The following is a 26,859-nucleotide window of genomic DNA, read 5'->3' on the forward strand; positions in this document are numbered from 1 at the left end:
CGCGCTTTGTCGCGCCCGGTATCGCGTCAGGCTTTCTTCTCCCAGCCTCGCGGCCCCTGCTGCCAATAGGCCAGCGCATGCCCTTCGGCCTTGGCCGCCTTCCAGCGCGCCCGCGCCGCGGCCACCGCCGCGTCATCCCCGCCATCGAACAGGTCCAGCACGCGGTCGAAGGCATCGAGCCGCGCGCTGGTCGTGCCTTCCAGCAGTAACAGGAAGCGCGCGCCGTTCGGGGCCTCCCCATCCTCGGTCGTCAGCCAGATCGGCTGGAGTTCCGCCTGCCCGCTGCGCGGCGTGCCATGCGGCAGCCAGTCCGGGTCGGGACAGGTCCAGAGCGACGCATCCAGCGCCTCCAGCCGCTCCTGCGACGCCAGTCGCACCATGGCGCGCCCGCCGCCGGCCAGCACCCGGCCCAGCAGCTTCGGCAGCGCCTGTTCCAGCGGCGTGCGGGTCAGATGGTAGAAACCGTATTCCGCCACTACAGCGCTTCCTCATGATGCATCGCCACCCAGCGATCCAGCAGCCGCACGCCGAAGCCGGTAGCGCCCGCCGGCCCCAGCGCATGGGCCGCGTCCTGCGTATCCACCCCCGCGATGTCGAGATGCGCCCAGGGCCCCTCCCCCGCGAATTCCCGCAGGAAGGCCGCGGCGTGGCTGGCATCGGGCAGGAAACGGCCGCTCTGGCACTGGCGGATATCGGCGATGTCGGATGTCAGGTCTTCCCGGTGCGCCTCCCCGATCGGCATGGGCCAGAGATGTTCGCCCACCGCCTCCCCCGCCGCCGCCAGCGCGGCCGCCAGCGCGCCATCATTGCAGAACAGCCCCGCGCGGTGATGGCCGAGTGCCGTCACGATCGCCCCCGTCAGCGTCGCGAGGTCCACCACAGCCCGCGGCGCGAAGCGGCTGACGGCGTGGTGCAGCGCATCGGCCAGCACCAGGCGCCCCTCCGCATCCGTGTCCACCACCTCCACCGTCCGGCCCGATGCCGTGCGCAGCACGTCGCCGGGGCGGTAGGAGGCCGCGCCCGTCGCATTCTCCGCGATCGCCAGCACCGCGACGGCCGGGCAGGGCGAACCGCGCCGCGCCAGCGCCAGCATCGCCCCCGCGCAGGCCGCCGCGCCCGCCATGTCCGCCCGCATCGACTCCATCCCCGCCGCCCCCTTGATGGAGATGCCGCCGGTGTCGAAGACGATGCCCTTGCCGACGAAGGCCACCGGCGGCGCGTCATGCGTGCCGCGCCAGCGCAACGTCACCAGCCGGGGGGGCGATGCGCTGCCCTGCCCCACGGCCAGCAGCGCGCCATAGCCTTCCCGCGCCAGGCGCTTCCGGCCCCAGACCTCCACCTCGATCCCATGGCGGGACAGCGCCCGAAGCCGGCGCACGAAATCCCGCGTGGTCAGCACGTTGGCGGGCTCGGAGATCCAGTCCCGCGCCATCAGGCAGCCGCGCAGCGCCGCCGAGGCATCCCGCCACGCCGCCCGCGCCGCGCGCGCATCCTCCACCAGCACGGACAGCGCCCGCGGCGACGCTTCCTGCGCCGGGATGGCCCGGTAGCGGTCGAAGCGCCAGGCGCCGAGCGCCATGCCCGCCGCCATCGCCGCCGCATCCAAGGGGGCGAGCCCCCGCGCATCCAGCACGGCCTCCGCCTGCCCCTTCAACGCCAGGGCCGCGGCCACGCCTGCCCGCTCCCAATCCAACGCCCGGGCCGGCGTGCCGATGCCGACCAGCAGCGGCCCGGGGACGAGGTCCAGCACCGCCCCGGGCTCCGCCCGGAACGCCGCGGCCTCCATCGCCGCATGCCATGCCGGCGGCGCGGCGCCCGAAGCGACCGGCAGCACCACCCGCGCGTCCCGGGGCGCGGCCTTGCGGAAGCGAAGGCTCAGCATCGCCGGGCCTCAGCCCTCGCCCATCTCCGCCACCAGGCGGTCCAGCATCCGCACCCCATAGGCGGTGGCGCCCTTCGGCACCGTCGGCTGGTCCTTGCTGCTCCAGGCCGTGCCCGCGATGTCGAGATGCGCCCACGGCATCGGCCCGTCCTTCACGTTGACGAAGCGCTGGATGAACTGCGCCGCGGTGATGGACCCGCCCGGCCGCCCGCCGACATTCTTCATGTCGGCGATGTCGGACCGGATCTGCTTGTCATAGGCATCGCCCAGCGGCATGCGCCACGCCTTCTCCCCCACCGCCGCACCGGCGGCGATGATGCGGGACGCCAGTTCGTCGTCATTGCTGAACAGGCCGGCATGTTCGTGGCCGAGCGCGATGATGATGGCGCCCGTCAGCGTCGCCAGGTCGATCATGCAGCGGGGCTGGAAGCGTTCCTGCGCGTACCAGATGACATCGGCCAGCACGAGGCGCCCCTCGGCATCGGTGTTGATCACCTCCACCGTCTGGCCGCTATAGGTCTTGACCACGTCGCCCGGCCGCTGCGCGGTGCCGGACGGCATGTTCTCCACCAGCCCCACCAGCCCGACCACGTCACACTTGGCCCGCCGGCCGGCCAGCGCCGCCATCAGCCCGACCACGGTGCCCGCGCCGGCCATGTCCCACTTCATGTCCTCCATCCCGCCGGCCGGCTTGATGGAGATGCCGCCGGTGTCGAAGGTCACGCCCTTGCCGATGAAGGCCATGGGCTTCGCGCCGCGCCGGTTCTTGGGCGCGCCCTTCCACTGCATGACCACCAGGCGCGGTTCATGCTGGCTGCCCTGCGCGACGCCGATCATCGCCCCGAAGCCGAGTTTTTGCAGTTCCTTAAGCCCCATGACTTCCACTTCGACGCCGAGCTTCTCCAGCCCCTTGCAGCGTTCGGCGAATTCGATGGGGTGCAGGATGTTGGGCGGCTCGCTCACCAGTTCCCGCGTCAGGAAGACGCCATCGGCCACGGCGCGCATCGGCGCGAAGGCCTGCTTGGCGGCGTTGGGTTCCGCGGCCGCGATCGCCAGCCGTTCCAGCTTCGGCTTGTCCTCCTCCTTCTCCCGCGTCCGGTAGCGGTCGAAGCGCCAGGCGCGCAGCAGGGCCCCCAGGCCGAGGCTCGCCGCCAGCGGGGCCGCCAGCGTATCGGCCAGCACCGTCGCCTCCCGGTCCTGGGCCAGGGCCGGGATCAGCGCGCCCCCCGCCGCCTCCGCCGCCGCGCCATCCAGCTCCGCTTCCTTGCCGAGGCCGACCGCGACGACCTTGGTGAAGCCGCCAAGCGCCCAGAGCGTGGTCGCCTGGCCCTTCCGGCCCTTGAAGCCCGCGGCCTCCAGCGCCCGGGTCAGCGCGCCGCCCGCATCCTTGTCCGCCTGCGCGAAAAGACCCGCGGGCTCCACCCCCTCCGCCAGCGGCACGACCAGCGTGCCGGTCTTGGGAAGGGCGGCTTTGACGAAAGCGATGTCGGGCATGGGGTGCGGCGTCCGTCTGGTTTGCGGGGAGACTAACATCCCCCGCAGCCCCGGTCACAACGGGGTGGCTGCCCATTCGGCGCCCCGTCCAGAAACGCGCGAAACACGCTTCTTCTTCCCCGCCTGCCCCGCCGGCGCTACAGGTCGCGCCATGCGGAACGAGGACCTTCTCGCTTTGGCCGTGCGTCTGACCGTGGCCGCTGCCGCCGCGATCAACGCCATCCGCGCCGCCGGCTTCGCCGTGGAACACAAGCGCGACCATTCCCCCGTCACCGTCGCCGACCGCATCGCGGAAGCCCTGATCGTGGAAGGCCTGCGCGAGGCCACCCCCCTCATCCCCGTGGTGGCCGAGGAAGCGGTCGCCGCCGGCCATGGCGCCCTGCCCGGCCACTTTCCCCAAGGGCGCTTCTGGCTGGTCGATCCCCTGGACGGCACGGCGGAATTCGCCGAGGGCCATGACAGCTTCGCGGTCAATATCGGCCTGGTCGAGAATGGCCGCCCCATCCTCGGCGCCGTGGCCCTGCCGGCGAGCGGGGAGGTCTTCGCCGGCATCGTGGGCATCGGCGCCTGGAAGCGGGATGCTGCCGGCCAGCGCCCCATCGCGGCGCGGCGCATCCCCGCCAGCGGCGCCACCGCCATGGTCAGCCGGCGCCATGACCACGACCCGCGCATCCTGGATTTCCTGGCCGCGCGCCAGGTCGTCGCCGTCACCAGCATCGGATCGGCCGAGAAGTTCTGCCGCCTGGCGGAAGGGGCCGCGGACTACTACCCCCGCCGCGGCCCGACGAGCGAATGGGACACCGCCGCGCCCGAAGCGGTGCTGATCGCCGCCGGCGGCCGCATGGCGGATTGGGACGGCGCGGCGCTGCGCTACGGCAAGCCTGGCTGGCGCAACCCGCCCTTCATCGCTGAAGGCCTTGGGGCGTGATAATAGCGGGCGCATGACGCGCCTGATCACCGATGTCGCCGAAGCCGCCGCCCTGCTGCGGGGGGGCGAACTGGTCGCCTTCGCGACGGAGACCGTCTACGGCCTCGGCGCCGATGCCCGCAACGCCCGCGCCGTGGCCTCGATCTTCGAGGCCAAGGGCCGCCCCCATTTCAACCCGCTGATCTCCCACTTCCACAGCGCGGACGCAGCCTTCGCGGAGATCGTGGCCGACCGGCGCGCGGAATTGCTGGCCGCGCATTGCTGGCCCGGCCCGCTGACGCTGGTGCTGCCCCGCCGCCCGGAATCCCGGATCGACCTGCTGGCCGGCGCGGGGCTCGACACGCTGGCCGTCCGGGTTCCCTCCCACCCCCAGGCGCGCGAATTGCTGCGCCTGGCCGGCATCCCCATCGCCGCCCCCTCCGCCAACCGGTCCGGGGAGGTCAGCCCGACCACCGCCGCCCATGTGCTGGCCGGCCTGTCCGGGCGCATCGCCGCGGTGCTGGATGGCGGCGCCTGCGATGTGGGGGTGGAGAGCACGGTCCTCGACCTTTCCTCTCCTACCGGCGCCGTGCTGCTGCGCCCCGGCGGCATCACCGCCGCGCAGATCGAGGCCCTGATCGGCCCCATCGGCCGCCCCGTCCCGCCCTCCGCCGCCGCCGCCACGCAGACGCTGCGCAGCCCCGGGCTGATGCTGTCCCACTACGCGCCGCGGCTTCCCGTGCGGCTGGATGCCGCCACCGTCGGGCAGGAGGAGGCGCTGCTCGCCTTCGGCCCCGCGCCGCTGCCGGGCGCGGGCGCGCTGTGGAACCTCTCCCCCTCCGGGCACCCGGCGGAGGCCGCCGCGCGGCTCTTCGCCGGGCTGCGCTGGCTGGATGCGGAAGGGGCGCGCCTCGGCCTGTCTGGCATCGCCGCCATGCCCATCCCGGCCGCGGGGCTGGGGGAGGCGATCCGCGACCGCCTGGCCCGCGCCGCCGCGCCGCGGGGGTAGTCCAGGCTGGTGCGCCCATTTTGCGCGCAGCACGCTTGCCATTCGGGCATCACCCCAGCACCACCTGACGATTCGCCCGCGAATCGGGCTGGCCCCCGGTTTGCTTGAGGTTCCTCGGTGCCGCTTCCCGGCGCCGAGAGGGACCCGCCATGACCCCCGTCATCCCGGCCGAGCCCAGCCCCTTCGCCTTCGCCCCCGGGCGCAGCGCGCTCCTCATCATCGACATGCAGCGGGATTTCCTGGAGCCCGGCGGCTTCGGGGAGAGCCTCGGCAATGATGTGAGCCTGCTCGGCTCCGCCATCGCCCCCTGCCAGGCCGTGCTCGCCGCCGCCCGTGCCGCTGACATGCTGGTGATCCACACGCGGGAAGGCCATCGCCCGGACCTGTCGGACGCCCCGCCTGCCAAGGTCGAGCGCGGCCCGCCCGGCACCCGCATCGGGGACCCCGGCCCCATGGGCCGCATCCTCATCCGCGGCGAGGCCGGCCACGGCATCATCGACGCCCTCTCCCCCATCCCCGGCGAGCCCATCATCGACAAGCCCGGCAAGGGCGCCTTCTACGCCACCGAACTCGAACCCATGCTCCGCCACCGCGGCATCGAGATGCTGTTCCTCACCGGCGTCACCACCGAGGTCTGCGTCCACACCACGCTGAGGGAGGCGAATGACCGCGGCTTCCGCTGCCTCGTCATCGCCGACGCATGCGCCTCCTATCTTCCCCAGTTTCACGCCACCGCGCTGGCGATGGTCAGCGCCCAGGGGGGGCCAGGGGGCGGCATCTTCGGCTGGGTCTCCGACAGCGCGCGCGTCACCGCCGCACTCCGCCCGCTCATCGAAGGGAAAGCCGCATGAGCACGACTGTGCAAAAGCCGCTGCTCTGGTCGCCCGGCGACTGGAACGCGCTGTTCGGCTTCGGCACCAACATCCTGGTCAACCTGCTGGTGCTGACGGGGCTGCTGCGCTTCGTGCTGCAGATGCCGGACGACATCGTCTTCGGCCGCATCCTGCCCGCCGCGGGGCTGATGATGGCGATGTCCACCATCTACTACGCCTGGCTCGCCTATCGCCTGGCGCTGCAGACCGGGCGGTCGGATGTCTGCGCGCTGCCCTCGGGCATCTCCGTCCCCCACATGTTCGTCGTGGTCTTCGTCATCATGCTGCCGATCTCGGCGCGGACGAACGACCCGATCAAGGGCTGGGAAGCGGGCCTCACCTGGGTCTTCGTCCAGAGCTTCATCCTGATGGCCGGCGCTTTCCTCGCACCCTGGGTGAGGAAGGTGACGCCGCGGGCCGCTCTGCTCGGCACGCTGGCCGGCGTCTCCATCACCTTCATCTCCATGCGCCCGGCGCTGGAGATGTTCATGACGCCGGTGATCGGCATCGTCTGCTTCGCCATCGTCCTCGCCGCCTGGTTCGGCGCGCTGCGCTATCCCCGCGGCATCCCGGCAGGCCTCGTCGCCATCGCCTTCGGCATGCTCATCGCCTGGGGTGCCGCCGCACTCGGCCTCGGCTTCGGCGGCCGCAGCCTCGACAAGCTGCTGGGCGGGCTCACCAATATCGGTTTCTCCGTGCCGATCCCCGCCATCGACCACGTCTTCGGCGGCTTCGAGTTCATCGGCATCATCCTCGTCACCGCCATCCCCTTCGGGATCTATGACCTGGTGGAGGCGATGGACAATGTCGAAAGCGCGGAGGCCGCGGGCGACCATTTCCCGACGACGCGCGTGCTGACCGCCGATGGCGTGGTGTCACTCGTCGGTTCCCTGATGGGCAATCCCTTCGTCAACGCCGTCTATATCGGCCACCCCGGCTGGAAATCGATGGGCGGGCGCATCGGCTATTCCGCCGCCACGGGCGTCGCCGTGCTGGCGGTGACGTGGCTCGGCATCATCTCCCTGCTGCTGGACCTCATCCCCGTCGTCGCGATCGCGCCCATCCTGCTCTACATCGGCATGCTGATCGGCGCGCAGGCGTTCCAGGAGACGCCGAAATCCCACGCCCCCGCCGTGGTGCTCGGCCTGGTGCCGCACCTCGCGGCCTGGGCGAAGACGCTGATCGATGGCGCGCTCGGCGCGGCGGGCACCAATGCCGCGACCGTCGGCATGGACAAGCTCGGCCAGGTCGGCGTGCTGTATCCGGGGCTGGAGGTGCTGGGCGAGGGTTCGATCCTCTCGGGCCTCATCCTCGCCGCCATCGCCGCCTTCATCATCGACAAGGAATGGCTGAAGGCCAGCTACTTCGCCGGCGCCGGTGCGGCGCTGACCTTCTTCGGCTTCATGCACGGCCCGGCCGTCGGCTTCGCCGTCACGCCCGGCGTCGCGGTGGCCTATGCGCTGGTGGCCGGCTTCCTCTACGCCTGTTCCCGCCAGGCGGAGATCGAGGCGCTGCTCCGCGCGAAGCTCGACCGCAAGGCGGCGCCGGCGGAGTAGCCGCGCCTCAATGCGCCACCGCGGGGGTGGGCTCCCGCGGTGGCGTGTGCAGCGGGAAGGTGAGGGACCAGGAGGTGCCGGGCCCCTCTCCGCGCTCCACCGTCCCCATCACCTGCTGCACCAGCCGCCGCACAAGCCCCACGCCGTGGCGCTTGCTGCCGGGCTTCTCGACGAAGCCCACGCCGTCATCCGCCACCGTCAGCACACCGTCCAGCCCATCCGCCGATCGCACCAGCCCGACGGAGACGGTGCCGATCCCGTCGGGAAAGGCATGCTCGAAGCTGTTGGAGACGATCTCCGCCACCGCCATGCCCATCGCCGTCACGGTATCCAGATCCACCAGCAGCGCTTCCGCCCGGCACACCAGCGCGATGCCGCCACCGCCATTCCCCTGCAATCCCGGCAGCCGGCCGCAGAGGGAGCGCATGTATTCGCCAAGGTCGATGGTGCGATCCAGCCCGGTGCCGAGCAGCTGCTCATAGACCTCCGACAGCGTCATCACCCGCCGGCTGATCGCGCGGACCGAAGCCTGCTCCTGCTCCCCGCCCCCGATCTTCATATGCGTGAACAGCATGGCCTGGATGAGCTGCAGGTTGTTGCGCACGCGGTGCTTCAGCTCCTCCGCCATCATCGCCCGCTCGGCGAGGAGCTTGTCCTTCTCCTCCACCAGCGCCTCCATCAGGCGCACGGTGCTGCGCAGCATGTCGTTGCGGTTGGCGGTCGCCACCGCCTCCGCCAGCACATTGGCGAAGCCGGTCAGGAAATCGATGTCGTGGCGGTCGTAGGTGTGCTGCACGGGGCTGTCGATCTCCAGCACCCCATAGGCGTCGCCCTCCTTGCTCTTGATGATGACATCGATGGTGGAGATGATGCCGTGCTGCCCGTAGAAGGCCGGCAGCACCACGTCATTCGCCTCCCGCAGATTGCTGAGGATGACCGGCTGGCCCGTGACATAGGCGCGCCCCTGGGGCGAGCTTTCATTGGCGGCGGAGACGACGCGCCCCACCACCCCCTCATGCCACCCCCACCCCGCCTCGATCAGCAGGTCGTCCTCCACCGCGCGGTAGCGGCAGATCTTGCAGAAGGGCACGCCGAGGCCCTCCGCGCAGACCCGCGCCGCCTCGGTCAGGATCTTGCCGAGCTGCGGTTCGCTGAAGGCATAGCTGCCGAACTGGGCCAGCGACGCCTGCTGTCGCAGCAGTCGGTCCACATGCCGCTGCTGGGTCGGCGACACCATGGCAAGGGTTCCTCTACAAATATAAACAATTGAAACAACATCAGCTGATAAGTATACTGCCCTCGTCAATCGGTCGTGTTCGAAGTCGATCCCATGATGCCGATCAGTTGATACTCGCCTCGTTCCAGAAGGATTCCCAGGCGATGCTGAAAGTCATCATAGTCGAAAACGACGCCATGATCGCTGATTATCTGGAAGACGTGCTGAACGACGCCGGCTACCAGGTCTGCGGCATCGCGCCGGATGTGGATTCCGCCATCACCATGGGCCGCGCCTGCAAGCCCGACCTCGGCATCATCGACCTGCGCCTGTCGGATGGGCGCCTCGGCACGGAAGTGGCCGCGGCCCTCTGCCCCGGCACGAGCTTCGGGGCGCTCTATTCCACCGGCAACCCGGACCATCCGGCGCTGCACGATGCGCCGGGCGTGGGCTGCCTGGCCAAGCCCTACACGCCGGAGGCGCTGGTGGCCGCGCTCCGCCTGGTGCGCGGCCGCATGATGGGGGAGGCGACGCCGGCCTCCCTGCCGAACGGCTTCCGCCTGCTGCACTGAAGCACCGGCACGGCACCCCGAAGCGGGGCGCCGCGCCGGCAAGGCGGCCTACTGGTACAGGCCCTTGGACGCCAGCCAGTCCTGGATCACGCCCGCGGCCTGGTCGCCGTTGCGGTCCATCATCAGCATGTGGCTGTTGCCCCTGATGCCGCGTTCCGGCAGGTCCACCACATCCACGCTGCCGCCGGCGGCGCGCACCGCTTCGGCGAAACGGATGCCGTTGGCGCGGATCGCGGGCCAGCGGCTGTCCTGCGCGATGTAGTCGCCGAACACCATCAGCACCGGGATGTTGCGCAGCGCCGCGACCTTCGCGGGGTCGCCCACCGTCGCCGGTTCCACCAGCACCAGCGCGCGGACCTTGTCCGGCCGTTCCTGCGCCGCGCGCCAGCCGAACAGCCCGGCCTGGCTGTGCGCCACCACCACCGAAGGCCCGACGCGATCCAGCAGCGCCAGGTAGGCTTCCAGCGACAGCGCATCCGTCGTGGTGAAGCGCGGCACGATCTGCCGCATGAAGTTCATGTAGCTCTCGCGGTCCGCCGGGAACTGGTTGCCCGGCAGCACCTCGCCCCGCGCGAAGCTGCCGGGGCCGTTGCCGATACGGAAGCGCTCGAAGGGATTATCCACCGTCAGCAGCAGGTGGGAACCGCCGGTCTGCTCCGGGATCATCGTCCAGCCGGACCGCCCGCGCTCCACCGCATCGCTGACATAGACAGGCCAGCCGCGGCGCAGGAAGAAGTGCTGCCACCCCTCCCGCCCATCGGGCGTCGTCTCATAGGTCACGCCGGTCAGCCCGCCGCCATGCCACATCAGGATCGGCGCCTGGCCGCGCGGATTGGTAGGGATCATGTACTGCGCGTACATCGACCCCATCAGGTAGGTGCCGTTCGGATCGACGCGCGCGGGCACGCCGCCGGGGCTGAACAGCACCTCCCGCACCGGCTGGCCGGAGATCACGACCTCCCTCCCGCCGACATGGAAGCTGCCCCAGCTCTGCAACGACACGGGTGGCTGCTGCGGCGCCGCCGCGGGCGGCTGTTGCGCCGCCGCCGCGCCCGCCATCCCGACGGCCATCGCCGCCGCCATCACGATCTTCTTCATGAAACGCTTCCCCCTCACTCGGCCGCGCAGACGAAGCTGGCGGCACGGTTCACATCACCCTCCCCGCGATAGCGCGGGAAGGTCGGCGCGGCGCAGAGCGGCAGGCTTCGCCCCCGTGTCGGCGTCGCGGTGCCATCCACCACCACCTGCCCCTGCGGCGGCACGCCATTCTCCACCCAATTGTCGAGTGCGGCGACGCTGCCCCATTGCGGCGCGAAGCGCCCGCCCCCATGCGCCAGGCCCGGCAGCAGGAAGAAGCGGGAGAAGCCGTCCGCGCGCTCCGCGCCCATCGCCTCCGTAATCCGCCGGTGGAAGCGCGCATTCTCCCAGGGGCTCACGGAAGGATCGTCATTCCCCTGCAGCAGGATCAGCTTGCCGCCGCGGGCCGCGAAGGCGGAGAGATCGGCGCGGGACGCGTCGAACAGCCGGGATATCTCCAGGATGCGTTCGCGCTGCGGCCCTTCCGCCGTCACGTCCAGCGTCCGCATGTCGAGGTCCCGTCCGCCATTCACGAAGTAGCGGAAGAACTGGTAGGCGCGGTCCACGTGATGCGCGTTGGGCCCCGATCGCGGCGGCGATGTCAGCGCGGCCTGGCTGCCGAGCTGCATCGCGATCCCCTCCAGGCTGTTGTAGCCGAGGTAGTCATGCAGGCCGTTCGCGAAGGCGTAGGGCAGCGTGTAGCCCTGATGATAGACGCGCATGGTGCGGTCGATCTGCGGCCCTGTCAGGCAATGCGCGGGATGCCCCGCCTCGCCCGCCTTGCAGCGCAGTGCCTCCAGCGCCGCGGCCGAACCGGCGCGGCAAGCGGCGGGGTTGCTGACCAGCCCATCCGCCACGCCATCCAGCCCGTCGCAGCGCGAAAGCGATTCCTGCGCGATGCGCGTCACCATGGCGGGGGGAATCCACCCCGCCGCCTCATCGTCATAGACCGCGCGCCCCAGCATCGCGCCCCAGAGCCTGAGGCCCATGTAGCTGCTGACGGGGTACCAGGAGATGATGCCGTCATAGGCTTCCGGCCAGCGCATCGCCGCCGTCAGCCCTTCCCGCCCGCCGGTCGATCCGCCGTTGAAATAGACCCGCGAAGGCGCCTGGCCGTAGCGCGCGGCCGCCACTTCCCGCACCGCATCCAGCGTCTTGCGGATATGGGCGTAGCCGAAATTATGCAGCGCCTCCGCGTTCAGCGCGAAGGAGGCATCGTCCGCGCTCGCCGCCTGGTGGCCGCTGTCGCCCGCGAAGGTGAGGAAGCCGCGCGCCAGCGGCGTCGCCGCGCTGGCAAGGCCATGCACCTCCGGCCCCAGCGTGTTGGGGATGCGGCCATTATAGCCGCCGCCACCGAATTGCAGCGCCTTGCGGTTCCAATGCGTGGGCAGGTTCGCCTGGAAACGGATTTCCGGCGCCTGGGGATCGACCGGCGCGATGGCGCCCATCACCTGGCAGTATTCGCCGTTCTGGTTCCCGGCCTCCCAGGCTGCCACCAGCCGCGCGGCGGTGACACTGGCGCCGGAGGTCGGGAGCGTGATGGCGGAGGCCGCGATGCGCAGCCCCGCCAGCGCCGCGCAGGCTTCCGCCGGTGGCCGGGGCTGCTGCGCAATGGCGGGCAGCGCGGCGGCGACAAGCGTCGCCACCACGAGGGTGTTCTTCATCAGCCCGTTTCCCTTCCCCTGCGCCTGGCCAAGATGGCCAGGTCGCATCGCGCCCCGCCTTGATGACGGGGTCGCGCAACCCACCCGTGCCGGGTGTCAGTCCACCGTGATGTTGGACTGCCGGACGACGGTTGCCCAGCGTTCCCTTTCCCAGCGGATCAACTCCGCGAAGCCGCGCCCGTCCAGCGTGCTGGGCTCGGCCCCCTCGTCCCGCAGGCGGCGCACCACTTCCGCGTTGGACAATGCGTCGCGCATTGCGGCGTAGAGCCGCGCCTTGATCGGCTCCGGCGTCCCCCGCGGCACCAGCAGCCCGTACCAGGCGGTCGCCTTGTAGCCCGGGATGGTCTCCGCCACCGTCGGGATGGCGGGCAGGATCGTCATCCGCGCATCGCCCGTCACCGCCAGCGGCCGCAGCGCATTGTTGGTCAGCAGGCCGACGACGGAAGGCAGCGTGGTGATCATGAAATGCAGGTGGCCGGCGACCACGTCCGTCAGCGCCGGCGCCGCGCCACGGAACGGCACGTGCTCCGCCTCCAGCCCCGCCATCTGCAGCATCAGCGCCGCCGCCAGATGGCTCGCCGATCCGTTGGAGGCGCTGCCATAGGTGATGTTGCCGCGCGCCGCGCGGATTTCCGCCAGCAGTTCCGGCAGGTTCGTCGCGCGGGACTTCGGCCCCACCACGACGATCAGCGGCGCATCCGCCACCAGGCCGATCGGCTCCAGCGCCGTCTCCGGGTTCACCCGCATGTTGCGGAAGAGCGAGACATTGACGCTCATCGGCCCATGGTTGCCCATCAGCATCGTGTAGCCGTCGGGGCGCGCGCTGGCCGCCGCTTCCGTCGCGATGTTGCCGCCGGCACCCGGCCGGTTCTCCACCACCACGGACTGGCCGAGGGAGGGGCCCATCGCATTGGCGACGGTGCGGGCGATCAGGTCCGTGCCGCCCCCCGGCGCGAAGGCCAGCAGAAGGCGAATGGGCCGGCTCGGGAAGGGTCCTTCCTGCGCCAAGGCGGGGGTGGCGAAGGGGGCAGCGAGCGCCGTGCCCAGCAGCGTGCGACGATCGATCATGGTGGCTGGTTTCCGTTTTCTTTTGTGATTTTCGATGAAGTCTTCAATCCGCCGCATCGGCCAGGCGCACATGGCCCGGCCAGATGGCGGCGGGAATCAGCAGCGTGCCTTCGAAGATGCGTCGCGCCGTGCGCAGCGTGCCGGCCCAGGCGACGGCATCGCCCTGCATCCCGATCGGCACATCCATGATGCCGGAGGGATGCGCGATCCGCACCACATCCCCGGCACCCGGCACCGTCGCCACCGTGCCCGCCAGCCTTGCCGCGGCGGCCAGGGTGATGCCGCCCGTCACCGCCATGGCGCGGTGGCAGGCATGGGGCGTGAAGTAGCGCGCGGCGAGGTCCGCGCCCTGCGACGAAGGCCCGACCAGCGCCGGCTTCGGCACCACGCTGTCCGACACATCGCCAAGCCCCATGCGCCGCCCCGCTTCCAGGCGCAGCGATTCGAGGCGCCCGCGCAGCACCGCGTCATCCTCCAGCGCCTCCGGCCGGTCCTCGGCCGATGCGCCCAGCGATTCCGCCGCCACCAGCATCATCGGCATGGCGCCATCGATCAGCGTGACCGCCACGCCCTCGATCATCTCGCGGCGCAGCCCGGTCGGGAACATCGCGCCCGTCTTGCTGCCGGCCACGTCGCGGAAGCGCAGCACGATGGGCGCGGCCGTGCCCGCGACGCCCGGGATCGCCGCATCGCCCTCATAGGTCACGCGCCCGCCGGGCGTCTTCACCGCCGCATCCACCAGCGCGCCGGTGTTCACGTTGCGGATGCGCACCACCGTCTCCTCGCCCGTGGCGCGCACCAGGCCGGCCTCGATCGCGAAGGGGCCGACGCCGGCCAGCATGTTCCCGCAATTCGGCCTGGTATCCACCAGCGCCCGGCCGACATCGACCTGCGCGAACAGGTAGTCCACATCGATGCCCGGCAGGGCGGAGCGGGAGATGATCGCCACCTTGCTGGTCAGCGTCTGCGCGCCGCCGATGCCATCCACCTGCATCGGGTGGGGCGACCCCATCGCCGCCAGCAGCACGGCATCGCGCGTGGCGTCATCCGCCGGCAGGTCATGCGCCAGGAAGAAGGGGCCGCGGCTGGTGCCGCCGCGCATCAGGACGCAGGGGATGCGGGTCTGCATGAATGTTCCGGCCGTTTCCGCCGCGCCTGATAGCCGCGCCGATCCCCGCGGAGTAGTGCAAAGATCGGCAAGATTGTTGCATCCGGCGCAAGAAGCCGGCAGCCTGCCGCCACCATGGCCATCGCCCTCGACCAGCTCCGCACCTTCGTCGCCGTGGCCGAGGCCGGCGGCCTGACCCCGGCGGCGGAGACGCTGCATCTTTCCCTGCCCGCGATTTCCAGACGGTTGACGGCGCTGGAGGAGGAGCTGGGCGTCGCCCTCCTCACCCGTTCAACACGCCGTGTGGCGCTGACCCAGACCGGGCGGGAATTCCTCCCCCGCGCCCGCCGCCTGCTCGACGAATTGGAGGAAAGCCTCCTCGGCATCCGGGAGACCGCCGCCCAGCGCCGGGGGCTTGTCGTCCTCGCCTGCATCCCGACCGCTGCCTACTACTTCCTGCCCGCGACGCTCGCCGCCTTCGCACGCCGCTTCCCCGCCGTCCGCGTCCGCGCCATGGACCTTTCGGCGGAAGGCGTGACCGATGCGGTGGCGACCGGCGCGGCGGAATTCGGCGTCGGCATGGAGGGTGCTGGCCATCCGGAGGTCGAGTTCCGCCCCATGCGGCGCGACCCCTTCGTCCTCGCCTGCCGCCGGGACCATCGCCTGGCCCGCCGCCGCGCCGTCCGCTGGGCGGACCTGGAGGGGGAGCGCCTGGTCGGCGTCTCCCGCCGTTCCGGCAACCGCCTGATCCTGGACCGTGCCCTGCTGCCGCGCGGCATCAGCCCGAACTGGCACTATGAGGCCGAGCACCTCTCCACCAGCCTCGGCCTGGTCGAAGCGGGCCTCGGCCTTGCCGTGGTGCCCCGCCTCGCCCTGCCGCGGGACCCCCACCCCGTGCTGGTCGCCCGCACGCTGACCGACCCGACCGTGGACCGCGCCACGGGACTGCTGCTGAAGCGCGGCGCGGAACCCGGCCCGGCGGCGCGGGCGCTGATCGACCTGCTGGCCAAGGGGATGCGGGCCGGCACCTGATGAACAGGGGGCGTGACGCGGGGGGGTTGATCCCGCGCCCCCCGCGCGCTCCCCTGGACGCCATGCCGGAATCCCCCTCCCCGCCCCCGCGCCCGACCGTCGCGCAGCTCTTCCTCACCTATCTCAGGATCGGCCTGGTCGGCTTCGGGGGGGTGAATGCCTGGGCGCGGCGCGTCCTGGTGGAGGAAAAGCGCTGGCTGACGGAGCAGGAATATGCGGAGGTGCTGGGCCTCGGCCAGGTCCTGCCCGGCCCCAATGCGCTGAACGTCGCCATCCAGCTCGGCGACCGGTTCCGCGGCGGCCCCGGCGCCTTCGCCACCACGCTGGGCCTGTTCGGCGGCCCACTGGTGGTGCTGATGGGCCTGGCCGCGCTGCATGACGCCTATGGGGAGGTCCCGCTGGTCAAGGCGGTGCTGGCCGGCACGGCGGCCACCGCGGCGGGCATGATCCTCGGCACCGCGCTCAAGATGGCCACCAGGCTCAAGCCCAGCCTGCCCATCATCGCCGTCGGGCTGGCGGCGCTGGCCGGGGGGGCGCTGTTCCGCCTGCCGCTGCCCTACATCGTCCTCGGCCTCGCCCCCTTCGGCATCGCCGCCGCCTGGTGGACGCTGCGGGTGCGCGCATGAGCGACGATGGCGACGTCCTCCTCCAGCTCGCCATCGGCTTCGCCGCCATCTCCATGATCGCGGTCGGCGGCGGGATCGCCGTGGTGCCGGAGATGAACCGCCTGGTGGTCGATGTGCATGGCTGGATGAGCGACGCGCGCTTCGCCCAGCTCTTCGCCCTCGCCCAGGCCGCGCCGGGGCCGAATGTGCTGGTCGTCGGCCTGATCGGCTGGCAGGTCGCGGGGCTGCCGGGGATGCTGGTGGCGACGCTGGCCGTGACCGGCCCCGCCGGCTTCTTCGCCTTCGGCTTCTCCAAGCTGCGCGGGAAGCTGGCCGGCGCGCGCTGGCTGCGCATCGTGGAAAAGGGGCTGGTCCCCATCGCCGTCGGGCTGATTTTTTCGTCGGGTATCATCCTCGCCCAGGGTGCCGCGCATCCCGCCGGCCCGGGTGCCGCGATCAGCGCGCTGGCCGTGGGGCTGACCGTTTTCTCCACGCTGTTCGTCTGGCTCACGGATCGCAGCCCGCTCTGGGTGCTGGTGATCGGCGCCGTGGCGGGCGCGCTGCTTCTGTAGCCCCCCCCACGGCGACAGCCCCCCGCCGCGGCGCTATACGGAAGAAATGCCCGACGCCCCCACCCCGGCCGGCCTGCTGGACCGGCTGCATGCCCTTCTCGGTCCGCGCGGCCTGCTGACCGACCCGGCCGACATCGCCCCGCATCTGTCGGACTGGCGCGCCCTCTACCAGGGCCGCGCCCTGGCCGTGGCCCGCCCCGCCGATACGGCGGAGGTCGCGGCGGTGGTCCGCCTGGCGCATGAAACCGGCACGCCCATCACCGTGCAGGGGGGCAACACCTCCATGGTCGGGGGCGCGGTGCCGGACGAGAGCGGCCGCCACCTGGTGCTGTCGCTCACCCGCCTCAACCGCATCCGGGATTGCGATCCCGTGGACATGACCATGACGGCGGAAGCCGGCGTGGTGCTGAAGACCGCGCAGAACGCCGCCCAGGATGCCGGCTGCCTCTTCCCCCTCAGCCTGGGCGCGGAGGGTACGGCGACGATCGGCGGCGTGCTCTCCACCAATGCCGGCGGCAACACCACCGTCCGCTACGGCAATGCCCGCGACCTGATGCTGGGGCTGGAGGTCGTGCTGCCCGACGGCCAGGTCTGGAATGGCCTCCGCCGCCTGCGGAAGGACAATACCGGCTACGCGCTGCGGCACCTGTTCGTCGGCGCGGAGGGCACGCTCGGCATCGTCACCGCCGCGGTGCTCCGCATGTTCCCCCGCCCGCGCGACACCGCCCTCGCCTTGTGCGCCGTCGCCGATGAGGACGCCGCCCTCGGCCTGTTCCGCCGCTTCCGGGACCGGGACGACAGCGCGGTGCGCGCCTTCGAATACATGTCCGGCACCGGCGTCGATTTCTGCGTCCGCCACATCGAGGGCATCGCCCAGCCCCTGTCCGACCGCGCCGCCCACTATGTGCTGGTGGACCTCGCCTCCCCCCGCCCCGATGCCGGGCTGCGCGACATGGCGGAGGCCGTGCTGGCCGAGGCGATGGAGGAGGGCATCGTCCTCGACGCCGTCCTCGCCGAAAGCGAGGCCCAGGCCCAGAAGCTCTGGCGGATCCGGGAGGAACACCCGGAAGCCCAGAAGCGCGAAGGCGCATCGGTCAAGAACGACGTCTCCGTGCCCGTGTCCAAGGTGCCGGAGATGATCCGCCGCTGCTCCGCCGCCCTCGTCGAATTGATCCCCGGCAGCCGCCCCGTGCCCTTCGGCCATATCGGGGACGGCAACATCCACATGAACCTGGAACAGCCACCCGGCATGGACCCGGCCGCCTTCCTGGCCCGCAGCCACGACATCATGGATTGCGTGAACGCCATCGTCCGCGACCTCGATGGCAGCTTCAGCGCGGAACACGGGATCGGCCGGCTGAAGACGGACATGATGGAGGAATGGCGGGGCGGCGCCGAACTGGACGCCATGCGGCGGATCAAGGCGGCGCTGGACCCGGCCGGGCTCATGAATCCGGGGAAGGTGCTGCCCTGACGCGACGGGCTGGGCGGGTTGATTGGGGAAGGCGCTGCCTTCCCCAAACCCCATCCGCCAGGGGGGAGACCCCCCTGGACCATCGTCAATGGAGCCCCGGCCAGGGTCCGGTGGGACCCTGGCCGGGGGTGCAGGGGGGCGGCGCGCCCCTGCTGCTGCTTCTTCTGCTGGCCGCCTGCGCGCCCCCCGCCCGCCCGCCGGAAGCCGGCCTCTCCGCCACCGCCACCGTCGCCGAAATCCGCTCCGGCGAGGCGCCCTCCTGCAACGCCTCCGGCGCCGCCATCCATCTCGGCGGCGGCCGCTTCGTCACCGCCGCCCATGTCGTCGATGGCTCCGTCCAGCGCCTCCGCGGCTTCTGCCCGGCCGACCGCCAGGGACAGCCCGCCATCACGATCGGCGTCCGGGGGACGGAGGCGCCGGCCCGAATCCTCCGCGCCGGGCGGGACCGCGTGGATGCCGGCATCGGCCAGCGCTATTTTGACGGGGAGGATTTGGCCATCGTCGCCCCCGCGCGCCCCCTGCCCGGCCTGCCCGCCGCCACCCTCTGCGGCGCCACCCCCGCCCCCGGCACGCCCGCTTTGCTCGTCACGCCCCGCCGCGCCATCCGCACCCGGCTGCTGGCCCCCTGGTCCGACCCCGACCGCGCCTTCGGCACCTACCTCGAGATCCCGGAGACGCTGGCCCCCGGTGAATCCGGCGGCGCGGTGTTCGTCGCCGCCTCCGGCTGCCTGGCCGGGATCGTCAGCCACCGGGATTCCGATGGCGGCCCGCCCAGCACGCGGCTGGTCCCGGCCTCAACCATCGCGCGATTCCTCACACCGTGACGGGCGCCGCTTTGCCGCCGCCCCCGAAGGGCTGGTAGAAGGGGCGGGATGACCCGGATCGACCGCTACATCCTGCGCCAGTTGGTGGGCGGCCTCCTGGCCGTCACCATCGGCCTTGCCGCGCTGGTGTGGCTGACGCAGTCGCTGCGCTTCATCGAACTGGTGCTGGACCGGGGCCTCTCGCTCGGCGTCTTCATCCAGCTGACGGGGCTGATGCTGCCGGGCTTCTTCGCCGTGATCCTGCCCATCACCACCTTCGTCGTGGTGCTGTTCGTCTATGTGCGGATGAACAGCGACCGCGAATTGGTGGTGATGCGCGCCGCCGGCCTGTCCCAGCTCCGCCTGGCCCGGCCGGGCGTGATGCTGGCGCTGATGGCGGTGGGGGTCGGCTACCTGCTGAACCTCTGGCTCGTGCCCATGTCCCACACCGCCTTCCGCATCTGGCAGTTCGAGATCCGCAACCAGATGGCCGCGATCCTGGTGCAGGAAGGCGTCTTCTCCTCCGTCGGCGGGGACCTCACGGTCTATGCGCGGCTGCGCGACCGGGACGGCACGCTGCGCGGCATCCTGGTGCATGATGCGCGCGAACGCGGCGCGCCCGTCACCATCCTGGCGGAGCAGGGCCGCATCTCCGTCGGCCCCAACGGCCCGCGCGTCACGCTGCAGAACGGCGTCCGCCAGCAGATGGAACGCGTGCCGAACCCCGCCCCGGGCACCCCGCCCATGCGGCTCTCGGTCCTCAGCTTCAATGAGAACAGCGTGGACCTCGCCCGCGCCACGCGGCAGGAGGAAGCGCGCTTTCGCGACTCGCGCGAACGCAGCATCCCCGAATTGCTGAACCCGGACCCGGCGGAGGCGCTTCGCCCGCGCGATGTCGCCCGCTTCGTTGGCGAAGCGCATCAGCGCATGTCCGCGCCCCTCACGGCGCTGTCCTTCGCGCTGGTCGGGCTGTCGGTCGCCCTCACGGGCCAGTTCCGCCGCCATGGCGGGGGCCTGCGCCTTGCCACCGGCATCGGCCTGGTGGTCGGGCTGCTGGCGGTGGGGCTGACCATCGGCAACCTGGCGACGCGGGACAACAGCTTCGTCTGGCTGATCTGGGCCCATGCCACGGTGCCCGGCTTCGTCGCGCTGTGGTGGATGCTGGGCGCCCCGGGCCTGCCGCGACCGCGCGCCCTGCCCATGCCCGCCCCGGCCGCTAACGAGGGCACTGGCTGACGCCATGATCCTGACCCCCACCCTGACCGGCTACGTCGCCCGCGCCTTCTTCGGCATGACGCTCGCGATGCTCTGCGCGCTGACCGGGCTGGTGGCGCTGTTCGACTTCATCGAATTGCTGCGCCGCGCCGCGACCCGCCCCGATGTCGGCTTCGCCATCGCGCTGGAGATCGCGAGCCTGCGGCTGCCCTTCGTCGCCCTCCAGATCCTGCCCTTCTCCATCCTGCTGGGGGGGATCGTCGCCTTCTGGCGGCTCACGCGCTCCTCCGAGCTCATCGTCGCGCGCGCGGCCGGCATTTCCGCCTGGGGGTTCCTGACCGGGCCGCTGGTAGTGGCGATGCTGCTTGGCATGGTCGCGACCGGCGCCATCTCCCCCATCTCCTCCGCTTTGCTGTCGCGGGCCGAAAGGCTGGACCAGACCTTCCTCCGCACCGGCGGCGGCATGACGGCACTGGCCGGCGGGCGGCTCTGGCTGCGCCAGGCGGACCGGGAGCTGGAGGCGAATGGCGTCGCCATCCTCTCCGGCCGCCCCGTCGCCATGCGCGCACCCGGGGAGCCCATCCCCCGCGCCGGCGCGCGCTTCGAATTGCAGGAGGTCTCGGTCTGGCGCCTGACCGCCGGCGACCAGCCCTTGTCCCGCATCGAGGCCCCGCGCGCGCGCCTGACCAACGGCGCCTGGGTGATCGAGGATGCGGTGGCCTTCGGCGCCGACCGCATCGCCAAGCCCGTCGGCACCATCAGCCTGCCGACGGAACTGACCCCCGACCGCATCCAGGACAGCTTCGCCTCCCCGGAGACGCTCGATTTCTGGGCCCTGCCCGGCTTCATCGCGGTGCTGGAGGAAGCGGGTTTTTCCGCCGTCCGCCACCGCATCCAGTTCCAGACGCTGCTGGCCCTGCCGGTGCTGGCGCTGGCCATGGCGCTGCTCGCCGCCGGCTTTTCCATGCGCCAGACCCGGCGCGGCGGCGTTGCGCAGATGATCGGCGGTGGCGTCGCCGCCGGATTCGCCCTGTTCGTCGTGGACAAGGTCAGCAATGAATTCGGGGAGGCGGGGTCCCTGCCGGTGGTGCTCGCCGCCTGGGCGCCCACCGTCGCGGGATTGCTGCTGGCCCTGGCACTTCTGCTGCACCTGGAGGATGGTTGATGCGTCAGCCCGGCGGCCGATCGGGAAAGCTGCCCCCGCCGCTGCGCGCGCCCGGCGGGACGCCCGCGGGCCTGCGGCCGCGCCGCGCGCCGCTGCCAGCCCCTGCCCCCGCCTGCGTGATGGCGCCTCCGCCCGTGGCCCGCACCCGCTCCCGCCTCCTGCTCGGCACCGCCATGGCCGCGGCCTGGCTGGTGCTGCTGCCCGCCATCCCCGCCGCCCCCCAGGGCTTCGGCGGCTTCGGGCGCAGCGCCAACAGCGACGAACCCGTCACCTTCACGGCGGAGGAGGTCGAATACGACCAGGCCGCCAATACCGTGACCGCCCGCGGCCGGGTGGAAGCCTGGCAGGGCGACCGCGTGCTGCGCGCCGATGAATTCACCTACAACCGCGAAACCGGCGTGGCCGTCGCCACCGGCAATGTCGCGCTGATCGAACCAGACGGGCAGACCCTGTTCGCCGACCGCGCCGAACTCCAGGGCGGCATGCGCGACGCGGCGATCGAAGGCATCCGCGGCCTGCTCGCCTCCAATGCCCGCCTGGCCGCCGCCGGGGCGCGGCGCACCGGCGGCACGGTCACGGATCTGGCGCGCGTGGTCTATTCCTCCTGCGATCTCTGCGCCGAGGACCCGACCCGCCCGCCGCTCTGGCAGCTCCGCGCCCGGGTCGCGACGCTCGACAGCGTGGACCAGCGCGTGCGGTACCGGGATGCGGCCGTGCAGTTCGCGGGCTGGCCGGTGCTCTACACCCCCTATTTCAGCCATGCCTCGCCGGATGCGCCCCGCGCCTCGGGCTTCCTCTCCCCCACGCTCGGCACCACAAGGCTGCTCGGCGCCTTCGCGGAGATCCCCTACTACTGGGCGATCGACGACCATTCCGACGCGACCATCACCGCGACGCTGTCCGAGAAGCAGGTCCCCAACCTCGGCGGCGCCTATCGCCGGCGCTTCAACAATGGCGACCTGACGGTGGAAGGCTCCATCGGCGCGCTGGATGGGACGGAGGCCGACGGTACCGGCGGTCACCTGTTCTCCCGCGGCCGCTTCTCGCTGGATGAGAACTGGCGCGCGGGCTTCGGCCTCAACCGCGCCTCGTCCCGCGAATACCTCCGCGCCTGGCGCTTCGGCGGCCCGCGGGTGCTGACCACCAGCGCCTATCTGGAGGGCTTCTGGGGCGCGGAGGGCTACGCCCGCATCGACAGCATGATCTACCAGGGCCTGGATTCGCAGACGACGACCAGCCAGGTGCCCGTGGTGCTGCCGCGCGGCTATGCGGACTACATCTTCCCGACCGACAGCCTCGGCGGCAATTTCTCGGTCGATGCCTCGGGCTACAGCATCTTCCGCACCACGGGCACGGATACGCGCCGCATCGGCAGCCGCCTGGCCTACGAACTGCCCTTCACCGGGGAAGCCGGGGACCTCTGGACCTTCCGCACCCATGCCGATGTGCTGGGCGGCTGGGTGGATGGCCTGGCGCTGGCGCCCACCTTCGGCGATGCCGGCAGCGATGGCTTCTACGGCCGCGGCCATATCCGCAGCGCGGTGGATTGGCGCATGCCCTTCCTGCGCAGCGCGGGCGACTGGGGTTCGCAACTGATCGAGCCGCGGGTGCAGGTCGTCACCGGCCCCTCCACCGGCGCGCAGACCAGCTTCCCGAACGAGGACAGCCTCGACCTCGAATTCACCGACGCCAACCTCTTCGCCCTGAACCGCTTCCCGGGCCGGGACCGGCTGGAAGGCGGCACCCGCGTGGATGCGGCGCTGCGCGGCGCCTGGTTCTTCCCCAATGGCGGGCAGCTCGAAGCCCTGGGCGGCCGGTCCTTCCGCGCGGCGACGGATGCGACCTTCCCGCAGGGCTCGGGGCTGGAGAACCGGTCCTCCGACTGGGTCGGCCGCGTGCGCCTGGCGCCGGTGCCCTGGCTGGAACTCGTCGGCCGGTCGCGGCTGGACCGGGAGACGACGGAACCCCGGCTCTGGGACGCCAGCGCCACCGTCTTCGGCGGCCCCTTCTCCCTCACCGGCGGCTATTTGCTGACCAATCCCGCGCCCAACATCACGACCAGGAAGCGGGAGGAGGTGTCGATCGGCGGCTCGCTCCGCCTGAACGAGAACTGGCGCATCGGCGCCTTCGGCCGCTACGACATCGCCCTCGACCGTGCCGTCAGCGGTTCCGCCAGCGCGATCTACGAGGATGAGTGCCTGATCTTCGAGACCCGCTTCGCCCGCAACCGGGCGCAGGACCCGACCACAGGCCGTGACTATGCCGGCGGCACGCTGCTTCTGTTCCGCATCAGCCTGAAGACGGTCGGCGATTTCGGATTCCGCGCATTGTGACGAAGCGCTTCCCCCCGGCAGGGCACGATCGCGCCCTTCCCATCGCCCCCCCGCACGCCTAGGAAAGCGCCATGCGTCAGACCGCCCGTGCCCTGCTGCTGCTCCCCGCCCTCGCCCTGCCGGTCATGGCGGTGCCGGGGATGCCCGCCCTGGCCCAAGGCCCAACGGCGGCTGCTCCGGCCGGGCCAGCAGGCGCCACCAACGGCATCGTCGCCGTCATCAACGGGGATATCGTCACCCGCGGCGACGTGGATGGGCGACGCCGCCTTTTCGCGCTGAATGCCGGGCTGCCGGCATCGCCGGAGGTGCTGGAACGCCTGACGCCCCAGGTCACGCGCCTGCTGGTGGATGAACGCCTGCGCCTGCAGGACGTGCAGCGCCGCCGCATCCCCGTGACGGACACCGACATCGCCCAGGCCGTCGCGGAACTGGAACGCCGCAACAATTTGCAGGCCGGCGGCCTGGTGGCCCAGCTGCGCCGCGCCGGCGTCGAACCCCGCGTGCTCTACGACCAGCTTCGCGTGCAGATCGGCTGGGCGCGGCTGCTGCGCCAGATCCTCGGCCCGCAGGCCCAGCCCAGCGATGAGGAGGTGGCGGAGCAGATCGCCCTCCAGCGCGCCCGCGTCGGCCAGCCCGAATTCCTGGTCAGCGAGATCTTCATCCCCGTGGACGATCCCGCTGAGGAAGCCGAGGTCCGCCGCTTCGTGGATGAGGTCGTCTCCCAGCTTCGCCGCGGCGTCCCCTTCCCCGTCGCCGCCACCCAGTTCAGCCAGGCCCAGACCGCGCTGCAGGGCGGCGACCTCGGCTGGGTGGGGCTGGAGGCGCTGGACCAGGACGTGGCCCGCATCGTCGGCCAGATGCCCCCCGGCGCCATCAGCAACGCCATCCCCGTCCCCGGCGGCTTCCAGATCGTGGCACTGCGCCAGCGGCGAGAGGTCGGCCGCGACCTGGCGACGATGCTGACGCTGCGCCAGGCCTTCTTCCCCTTCGCCTCCCCCCTCAACCCGCAGGAGCCCACGGCCCAGCAGGTGGCCGTGGTGGAACGCGCCCGCGCGCTGGCCGCCAGCGCCCGCAGCTGCGAGGCAGTGGACCAGGCCGCCCGCGCCGCCGGCAGCGGACGGGACCCCGATCCCGGCCCGGTGCGCCTGGAAGGCGTGCAGCCGCCGGCGCTCCGACAGCTCATCGGCGGCCTCGCCCCCGGCCGCGCCAGCCAGCCCGTGATCGCGCCCGACGGCGTCGCCATCATCATGGTCTGCACGCGGGAGACCCGGAACCAGGCGGAGGTCACGCCCGAGGTGGCCCGCCAGCAGCTGCTGCGCGACCGCGTCGAACTGCTCTCCCGCCAGCTCCAGCGCGACCTCCGCCGCCGCGCCCAGATCGAGATGCGCAGCTGACGGGCAAGGCAGCGTCGGCGTGAGCACGGCGCTTCCCTCGCTGCGCGACACCATCGCGCGGCACGGGCTCGATGCCCGCAAGTCGCTCGGCCAGCATTTCCTGCTGGACCAGAACCTGTGCGACCGCATCGCCACCCTGGCCGGGGACCTGACGGGGCGCCATGTGCTGGAAGTCGGCCCCGGTCCCGGCGGGCTGACCCGCGCGCTGCTGGCCTCGCCCGCCGCCGCCGTCCTGGCCGTGGAACTCGACCGCCGCGCCATCGCCGCCCTGGCGGAACTGTCGGACGCCTATCCCGGCCGCCTGACGGTGCTGGAGGCCGATGCCACGACCATCGACGCCGTGGCGCTGCTGCCGGCACCGCGAAAGATCATCGCCAACCTGCCCTACAACGTGGCGACGCCCCTGCTGGTGGGCTGGCTGCGGAATGCGCGCCACTTCGAATCCATGGCGCTGATGTTCCAGCAGGAAGTGGCGGAACGCATCTGCGCCGCGCCGGACACGGATGCCTATGGCCGCCTCGGCGTCCTCGCCCAATGGCGCTGCCAGGCGCGCTTCCTGCTGAGCCTGCCGCCCGGTGCCTTCAGCCCGCCACCGAAAGTCCATTCCGCCGTGGTCGGCCTGGTGCCCCACCCCGACGACCCGGGGCCCGAGTTGTTCGCCACCATGGAACGCCTGACTGCCGCCGCCTTCGGCCAGCGCCGCAAGATGCTGCGCGGATCGCTGAAATCCCTCGGCCAGGCCGAGGCGCTGCTGGACACCGCCGCCATCGCCGGCGACCGCCGGGCCGAGACGCTGACCATCCCCGAATTCGACCGCCTGGCCCGGGCCCTGTTTGCCCGCGGCTGAAAAGAGGACCGTCCATGCTGCCCCCCAAGCCAACCCTCTGCTTCGCCCATGTCGCCTACCGCTTCGCCGAACGCTACGCCGAGCGCGGCGGCACGCTGCCGCATTTCGAGGTCCGCAGCCTGGACGAACTGGAAGCGCGGATCGGCGAGGCCGATGTCCTCCTCGTCTCCGGCATGTGGCGCAACCACCTCGCGGTGAAGGCGCCGCGCCTGAAGTTCATCCAGTCCATCTCCGCGGGCGTGGACCAGTATGACCGCGCGGTGCTGGCCGGCGCCGGCATCCGCCTCGCCTCCGCCCAGGGCGCCAACGCCAATGCGGTGTCGGAACACGCAATCTCCCTGATCCTCGCCATCGCCCGCCGCCTGCCGGAAGCCCGCGACAACCAGGCCCGCAAGCACTGGCGCGGCATGATCGGCGACCTCACGAAGCGAGAGGATGAGCTGGGCGGCAAGACCCTGCTGGTGGTCGGCATCGGCCGCATCGGCGGGCGCCTGGCCCGCCTGGCCAAGGCCTTCGGCATGAATGTCATCGGCCTGCGCCAGGACCCCGCCAAGGGATCGGAAGGCGCCGACGAGATCCATGGCATGGGCGCGCTGATGGCCCAGCTTCCCCGCGCCGACTACGTGGCGCTCACCTGCGCGCTGACGCCGGAGACCCGCGGCCTGATGGGCGCCGCCCAATTCGCCGCCATGAAGCCGGCCGCCACCCTGGTGAACGTCGCCCGCGGCGCCGTCTGCGTGGAGCCCGACCTGATCGCCGCCCTCGCCTCCGGCCATCTCGGCGCCGCCGCGCTCGACGTCACGGCGGAGGAACCGCTGGCCGAGGCATCCCCCCTCTGGTCCATGCCCAACGTCTTCATCACCCCCCACACGGGCGGGGAGACGCGGGCCTATGAAGGCAATGTCCTCGACCTGATGGAGGAGAACCTCACGCGCCTCCACGCCGGCGAGACCACGCTGAAGAACCAGGTGGTCTGACCGGCACCAGTGACCTT

24 protein-coding genes are annotated in these 26,859 nt (G+C 71.7%); 16 read left to right on the forward strand and 8 right to left on the reverse strand.

The annotated features are described in order from the left end of the window. Positions 1–26: 26 nt before the first annotated feature. From ACTIE5_RS17115 to ACTIE5_RS17125, 3 genes are read right to left on the reverse strand one after another with little or no spacing between them, the layout of a single operon-like run. The gene (locus tag ACTIE5_RS17115; RefSeq protein WP_439550916.1) at positions 27–476 is read right to left on the reverse strand and encodes a DNA polymerase III subunit chi; all 450 of its coding nucleotides are present in this window, start codon (positions 474–476) and stop codon (positions 27–29) included. Further along, positions 476–1,882 carry a leucyl aminopeptidase family protein gene (locus tag ACTIE5_RS17120; protein ID WP_439550917.1) on the reverse strand — a complete coding sequence of 469 codons (1,407 nt, stop codon included), beginning with the start codon at positions 1,880–1,882 and terminating at the stop codon, positions 476–478. The genes ACTIE5_RS17115 and ACTIE5_RS17120 overlap by 1 nt, the downstream gene beginning before the upstream one ends. Before the next feature lie 9 nt (positions 1,883–1,891). After that, positions 1,892–3,376 (reverse strand): leucyl aminopeptidase, encoded by a 1,485-nt coding sequence (locus ACTIE5_RS17125; protein ID WP_439550918.1) that lies wholly within the window; start codon positions 3,374–3,376, stop codon positions 1,892–1,894. A 151-nt stretch (positions 3,377–3,527) separates the two neighbouring features. Between ACTIE5_RS17125 and ACTIE5_RS17130 the strand changes: the two genes are divergently transcribed. From ACTIE5_RS17130 to ACTIE5_RS17145, 4 genes are all read left to right on the forward strand, one after another. Beyond that, positions 3,528–4,304: a 3'(2'),5'-bisphosphate nucleotidase CysQ family protein gene (locus ACTIE5_RS17130; RefSeq protein ID WP_439550919.1), complete on the forward strand. Its 777-nt coding sequence runs from the start codon at positions 3,528–3,530 to the stop codon at positions 4,302–4,304. Positions 4,305–4,317: 13 nt separating this feature from the next. Then, positions 4,318–5,292 (forward strand): L-threonylcarbamoyladenylate synthase, encoded by a 975-nt coding sequence (locus ACTIE5_RS17135; protein ID WP_439550920.1) that lies wholly within the window; start codon positions 4,318–4,320, stop codon positions 5,290–5,292. 149 nt (positions 5,293–5,441) lie between these two features. Continuing rightward, positions 5,442–6,143: a cysteine hydrolase family protein gene (locus ACTIE5_RS17140; RefSeq protein ID WP_439550921.1), complete on the forward strand. Its 702-nt coding sequence runs from the start codon at positions 5,442–5,444 to the stop codon at positions 6,141–6,143. Further along, a complete protein-coding gene (locus ACTIE5_RS17145) occupies positions 6,140–7,720 on the forward strand; it encodes a hypothetical protein (RefSeq protein WP_439550922.1) in 1,581 nt (526 codons plus the stop codon). The genes ACTIE5_RS17140 and ACTIE5_RS17145 overlap by 4 nt, the downstream gene beginning before the upstream one ends. Before the next feature lie 7 nt (positions 7,721–7,727). On the opposite strand, the gene ACTIE5_RS17150 is transcribed toward ACTIE5_RS17145, so the two are convergent. Next, positions 7,728–8,957, reverse strand: coding sequence for a histidine kinase dimerization/phosphoacceptor domain -containing protein (locus ACTIE5_RS17150; RefSeq protein WP_439550923.1), 1,230 nt, complete (start codon positions 8,955–8,957; stop codon positions 7,728–7,730). A gap of 143 nt (positions 8,958–9,100) precedes the next feature. On the opposite strand from ACTIE5_RS17150, the gene ACTIE5_RS17155 reads away from it, so the two are divergent. Continuing rightward, positions 9,101–9,508, forward strand: a complete 408-nt coding sequence (locus ACTIE5_RS17155; protein WP_439550924.1) for a response regulator — start codon at positions 9,101–9,103, stop codon at positions 9,506–9,508. 48 nt (positions 9,509–9,556) lie between these two features. On the opposite strand, the gene ACTIE5_RS17160 is transcribed toward ACTIE5_RS17155, so the two are convergent. The 4 genes from ACTIE5_RS17160 to ACTIE5_RS17175 form a co-directional block, all read right to left on the reverse strand. Continuing rightward, positions 9,557–10,606 (reverse strand): esterase, encoded by a 1,050-nt coding sequence (locus ACTIE5_RS17160; RefSeq protein ID WP_439550925.1) that lies wholly within the window; start codon positions 10,604–10,606, stop codon positions 9,557–9,559. Positions 10,607–10,620: 14 nt separating this feature from the next. Continuing rightward, positions 10,621–12,249 carry a tannase/feruloyl esterase family alpha/beta hydrolase gene (locus ACTIE5_RS17165; RefSeq protein ID WP_439550926.1) on the reverse strand — a complete coding sequence of 543 codons (1,629 nt, stop codon included), beginning with the start codon at positions 12,247–12,249 and terminating at the stop codon, positions 10,621–10,623. A 96-nt stretch (positions 12,250–12,345) separates the two neighbouring features. Continuing rightward, positions 12,346–13,317, reverse strand: coding sequence for a Bug family tripartite tricarboxylate transporter substrate binding protein (locus tag ACTIE5_RS17170; RefSeq protein WP_439550927.1), 972 nt, complete (start codon positions 13,315–13,317; stop codon positions 12,346–12,348). 43 nt (positions 13,318–13,360) lie between these two features. Continuing rightward, complete coding sequence (locus ACTIE5_RS17175; RefSeq protein ID WP_439550928.1) at positions 13,361–14,446, reverse strand: 4-oxalomesaconate tautomerase; 1,086 nt, start codon at positions 14,444–14,446, stop codon at positions 13,361–13,363. 114 nt (positions 14,447–14,560) lie between these two features. Between ACTIE5_RS17175 and ACTIE5_RS17180 the strand changes: the two genes are divergently transcribed. From ACTIE5_RS17180 to ACTIE5_RS17230, 11 genes are all read left to right on the forward strand, one after another. Beyond that, entirely contained in the window at positions 14,561–15,457 is an 897-nt protein-coding gene (locus tag ACTIE5_RS17180; protein ID WP_439550929.1) for a LysR family transcriptional regulator, read from the forward strand. Between the two features lie 62 nt (positions 15,458–15,519). After that, positions 15,520–16,083, forward strand: a complete 564-nt coding sequence (locus ACTIE5_RS17185) for a chromate transporter (RefSeq protein WP_439550930.1) — start codon at positions 15,520–15,522, stop codon at positions 16,081–16,083. After that, positions 16,080–16,634 (forward strand): chromate transporter, encoded by a 555-nt coding sequence (locus tag ACTIE5_RS17190; protein WP_439550931.1) that lies wholly within the window; start codon positions 16,080–16,082, stop codon positions 16,632–16,634. Before ACTIE5_RS17185 ends, ACTIE5_RS17190 begins: the two co-directional genes overlap by 4 nt. A gap of 46 nt (positions 16,635–16,680) precedes the next feature. Beyond that, a complete protein-coding gene (locus ACTIE5_RS17195) occupies positions 16,681–18,108 on the forward strand; it encodes an FAD-binding oxidoreductase (protein WP_439550932.1) in 1,428 nt (475 codons plus the stop codon). A gap of 110 nt (positions 18,109–18,218) precedes the next feature. After that, positions 18,219–18,932 carry a trypsin-like peptidase domain-containing protein gene (locus tag ACTIE5_RS17200; protein ID WP_439550933.1) on the forward strand — a complete coding sequence of 238 codons (714 nt, stop codon included), beginning with the start codon at positions 18,219–18,221 and terminating at the stop codon, positions 18,930–18,932. A gap of 48 nt (positions 18,933–18,980) precedes the next feature. Then, entirely contained in the window at positions 18,981–20,147 is a 1,167-nt protein-coding gene (gene lptF / locus ACTIE5_RS17205; RefSeq protein WP_439550934.1) for an LPS export ABC transporter permease LptF, read from the forward strand. A gap of 4 nt (positions 20,148–20,151) precedes the next feature. Next, positions 20,152–21,291, forward strand: a complete 1,140-nt coding sequence (gene lptG, locus ACTIE5_RS17210; RefSeq protein WP_439550935.1) for an LPS export ABC transporter permease LptG — start codon at positions 20,152–20,154, stop codon at positions 21,289–21,291. A 134-nt stretch (positions 21,292–21,425) separates the two neighbouring features. Further along, entirely contained in the window at positions 21,426–23,624 is a 2,199-nt protein-coding gene (locus ACTIE5_RS17215) for an LPS-assembly protein LptD (RefSeq protein ID WP_439550936.1), read from the forward strand. A 71-nt stretch (positions 23,625–23,695) separates the two neighbouring features. Then, positions 23,696–25,018, forward strand: a complete 1,323-nt coding sequence (locus tag ACTIE5_RS17220) for a peptidylprolyl isomerase (RefSeq protein WP_439550937.1) — start codon at positions 23,696–23,698, stop codon at positions 25,016–25,018. A gap of 19 nt (positions 25,019–25,037) precedes the next feature. Then, the gene (gene rsmA, locus ACTIE5_RS17225) at positions 25,038–25,865 is read left to right on the forward strand and encodes a 16S rRNA (adenine(1518)-N(6)/adenine(1519)-N(6))-dimethyltransferase RsmA (protein WP_439550938.1); all 828 of its coding nucleotides are present in this window, start codon (positions 25,038–25,040) and stop codon (positions 25,863–25,865) included. 14 nt (positions 25,866–25,879) lie between these two features. Further along, positions 25,880–26,842, forward strand: a complete 963-nt coding sequence (locus tag ACTIE5_RS17230; protein WP_439550939.1) for a D-2-hydroxyacid dehydrogenase — start codon at positions 25,880–25,882, stop codon at positions 26,840–26,842. Positions 26,843–26,859 lie beyond the last annotated feature (17 nt).

The sequence above is a fragment of the Falsiroseomonas sp. genome (assembly GCF_051859025.1).
Lineage (GTDB): Bacteria > Pseudomonadota > Alphaproteobacteria > Acetobacterales > Acetobacteraceae > Falsiroseomonas.

Bases quoted from the DNA above. Each gene is read 5' to 3' on its own strand.
- ACTIE5_RS17150 (WP_439550923.1), bottom strand. From the start codon at position 8,957: ATGGTGTCGCCGACCCAGCAGCGGCATGTGGACCGACTGCTGCGACAG.
- ACTIE5_RS17195 (WP_439550932.1), top strand. From the start codon at position 16,681: ATGCCCGACGCCCCCACCCCGGCCGGCCTGCTGGACCGGCTGCATGCC.
- ACTIE5_RS17140 (WP_439550921.1), top strand. From the start codon at position 5,442: ATGACCCCCGTCATCCCGGCCGAGCCCAGCCCCTTCGCCTTCGCCCCC.
- ACTIE5_RS17130 (WP_439550919.1), top strand. From the start codon at position 3,528: ATGCGGAACGAGGACCTTCTCGCTTTGGCCGTGCGTCTGACCGTGGCC.
- ACTIE5_RS17120 (WP_439550917.1), bottom strand. From the start codon at position 1,882: ATGCTGAGCCTTCGCTTCCGCAAGGCCGCGCCCCGGGACGCGCGGGTG.
- lptF (WP_439550934.1), top strand. From the start codon at position 18,981: ATGACCCGGATCGACCGCTACATCCTGCGCCAGTTGGTGGGCGGCCTC.
- ACTIE5_RS17220 (WP_439550937.1), top strand. From the start codon at position 23,696: ATGCGTCAGACCGCCCGTGCCCTGCTGCTGCTCCCCGCCCTCGCCCTG.
- ACTIE5_RS17125 (WP_439550918.1), bottom strand. From the start codon at position 3,376: ATGCCCGACATCGCTTTCGTCAAAGCCGCCCTTCCCAAGACCGGCACG.
- ACTIE5_RS17165 (WP_439550926.1), bottom strand. From the start codon at position 12,249: ATGAAGAACACCCTCGTGGTGGCGACGCTTGTCGCCGCCGCGCTGCCC.
- ACTIE5_RS17175 (WP_439550928.1), bottom strand. From the start codon at position 14,446: ATGCAGACCCGCATCCCCTGCGTCCTGATGCGCGGCGGCACCAGCCGC.
- ACTIE5_RS17145 (WP_439550922.1), top strand. From the start codon at position 6,140: ATGAGCACGACTGTGCAAAAGCCGCTGCTCTGGTCGCCCGGCGACTGG.
- ACTIE5_RS17135 (WP_439550920.1), top strand. From the start codon at position 4,318: ATGACGCGCCTGATCACCGATGTCGCCGAAGCCGCCGCCCTGCTGCGG.
- ACTIE5_RS17180 (WP_439550929.1), top strand. From the start codon at position 14,561: ATGGCCATCGCCCTCGACCAGCTCCGCACCTTCGTCGCCGTGGCCGAG.
- ACTIE5_RS17160 (WP_439550925.1), bottom strand. From the start codon at position 10,606: ATGAAGAAGATCGTGATGGCGGCGGCGATGGCCGTCGGGATGGCGGGC.
- ACTIE5_RS17170 (WP_439550927.1), bottom strand. From the start codon at position 13,317: ATGATCGATCGTCGCACGCTGCTGGGCACGGCGCTCGCTGCCCCCTTC.
- ACTIE5_RS17185 (WP_439550930.1), top strand. From the start codon at position 15,520: ATGCCGGAATCCCCCTCCCCGCCCCCGCGCCCGACCGTCGCGCAGCTC.
- ACTIE5_RS17155 (WP_439550924.1), top strand. From the start codon at position 9,101: ATGCTGAAAGTCATCATAGTCGAAAACGACGCCATGATCGCTGATTAT.
- ACTIE5_RS17230 (WP_439550939.1), top strand. From the start codon at position 25,880: ATGCTGCCCCCCAAGCCAACCCTCTGCTTCGCCCATGTCGCCTACCGC.
- ACTIE5_RS17190 (WP_439550931.1), top strand. From the start codon at position 16,080: ATGAGCGACGATGGCGACGTCCTCCTCCAGCTCGCCATCGGCTTCGCC.
- lptG (WP_439550935.1), top strand. From the start codon at position 20,152: ATGATCCTGACCCCCACCCTGACCGGCTACGTCGCCCGCGCCTTCTTC.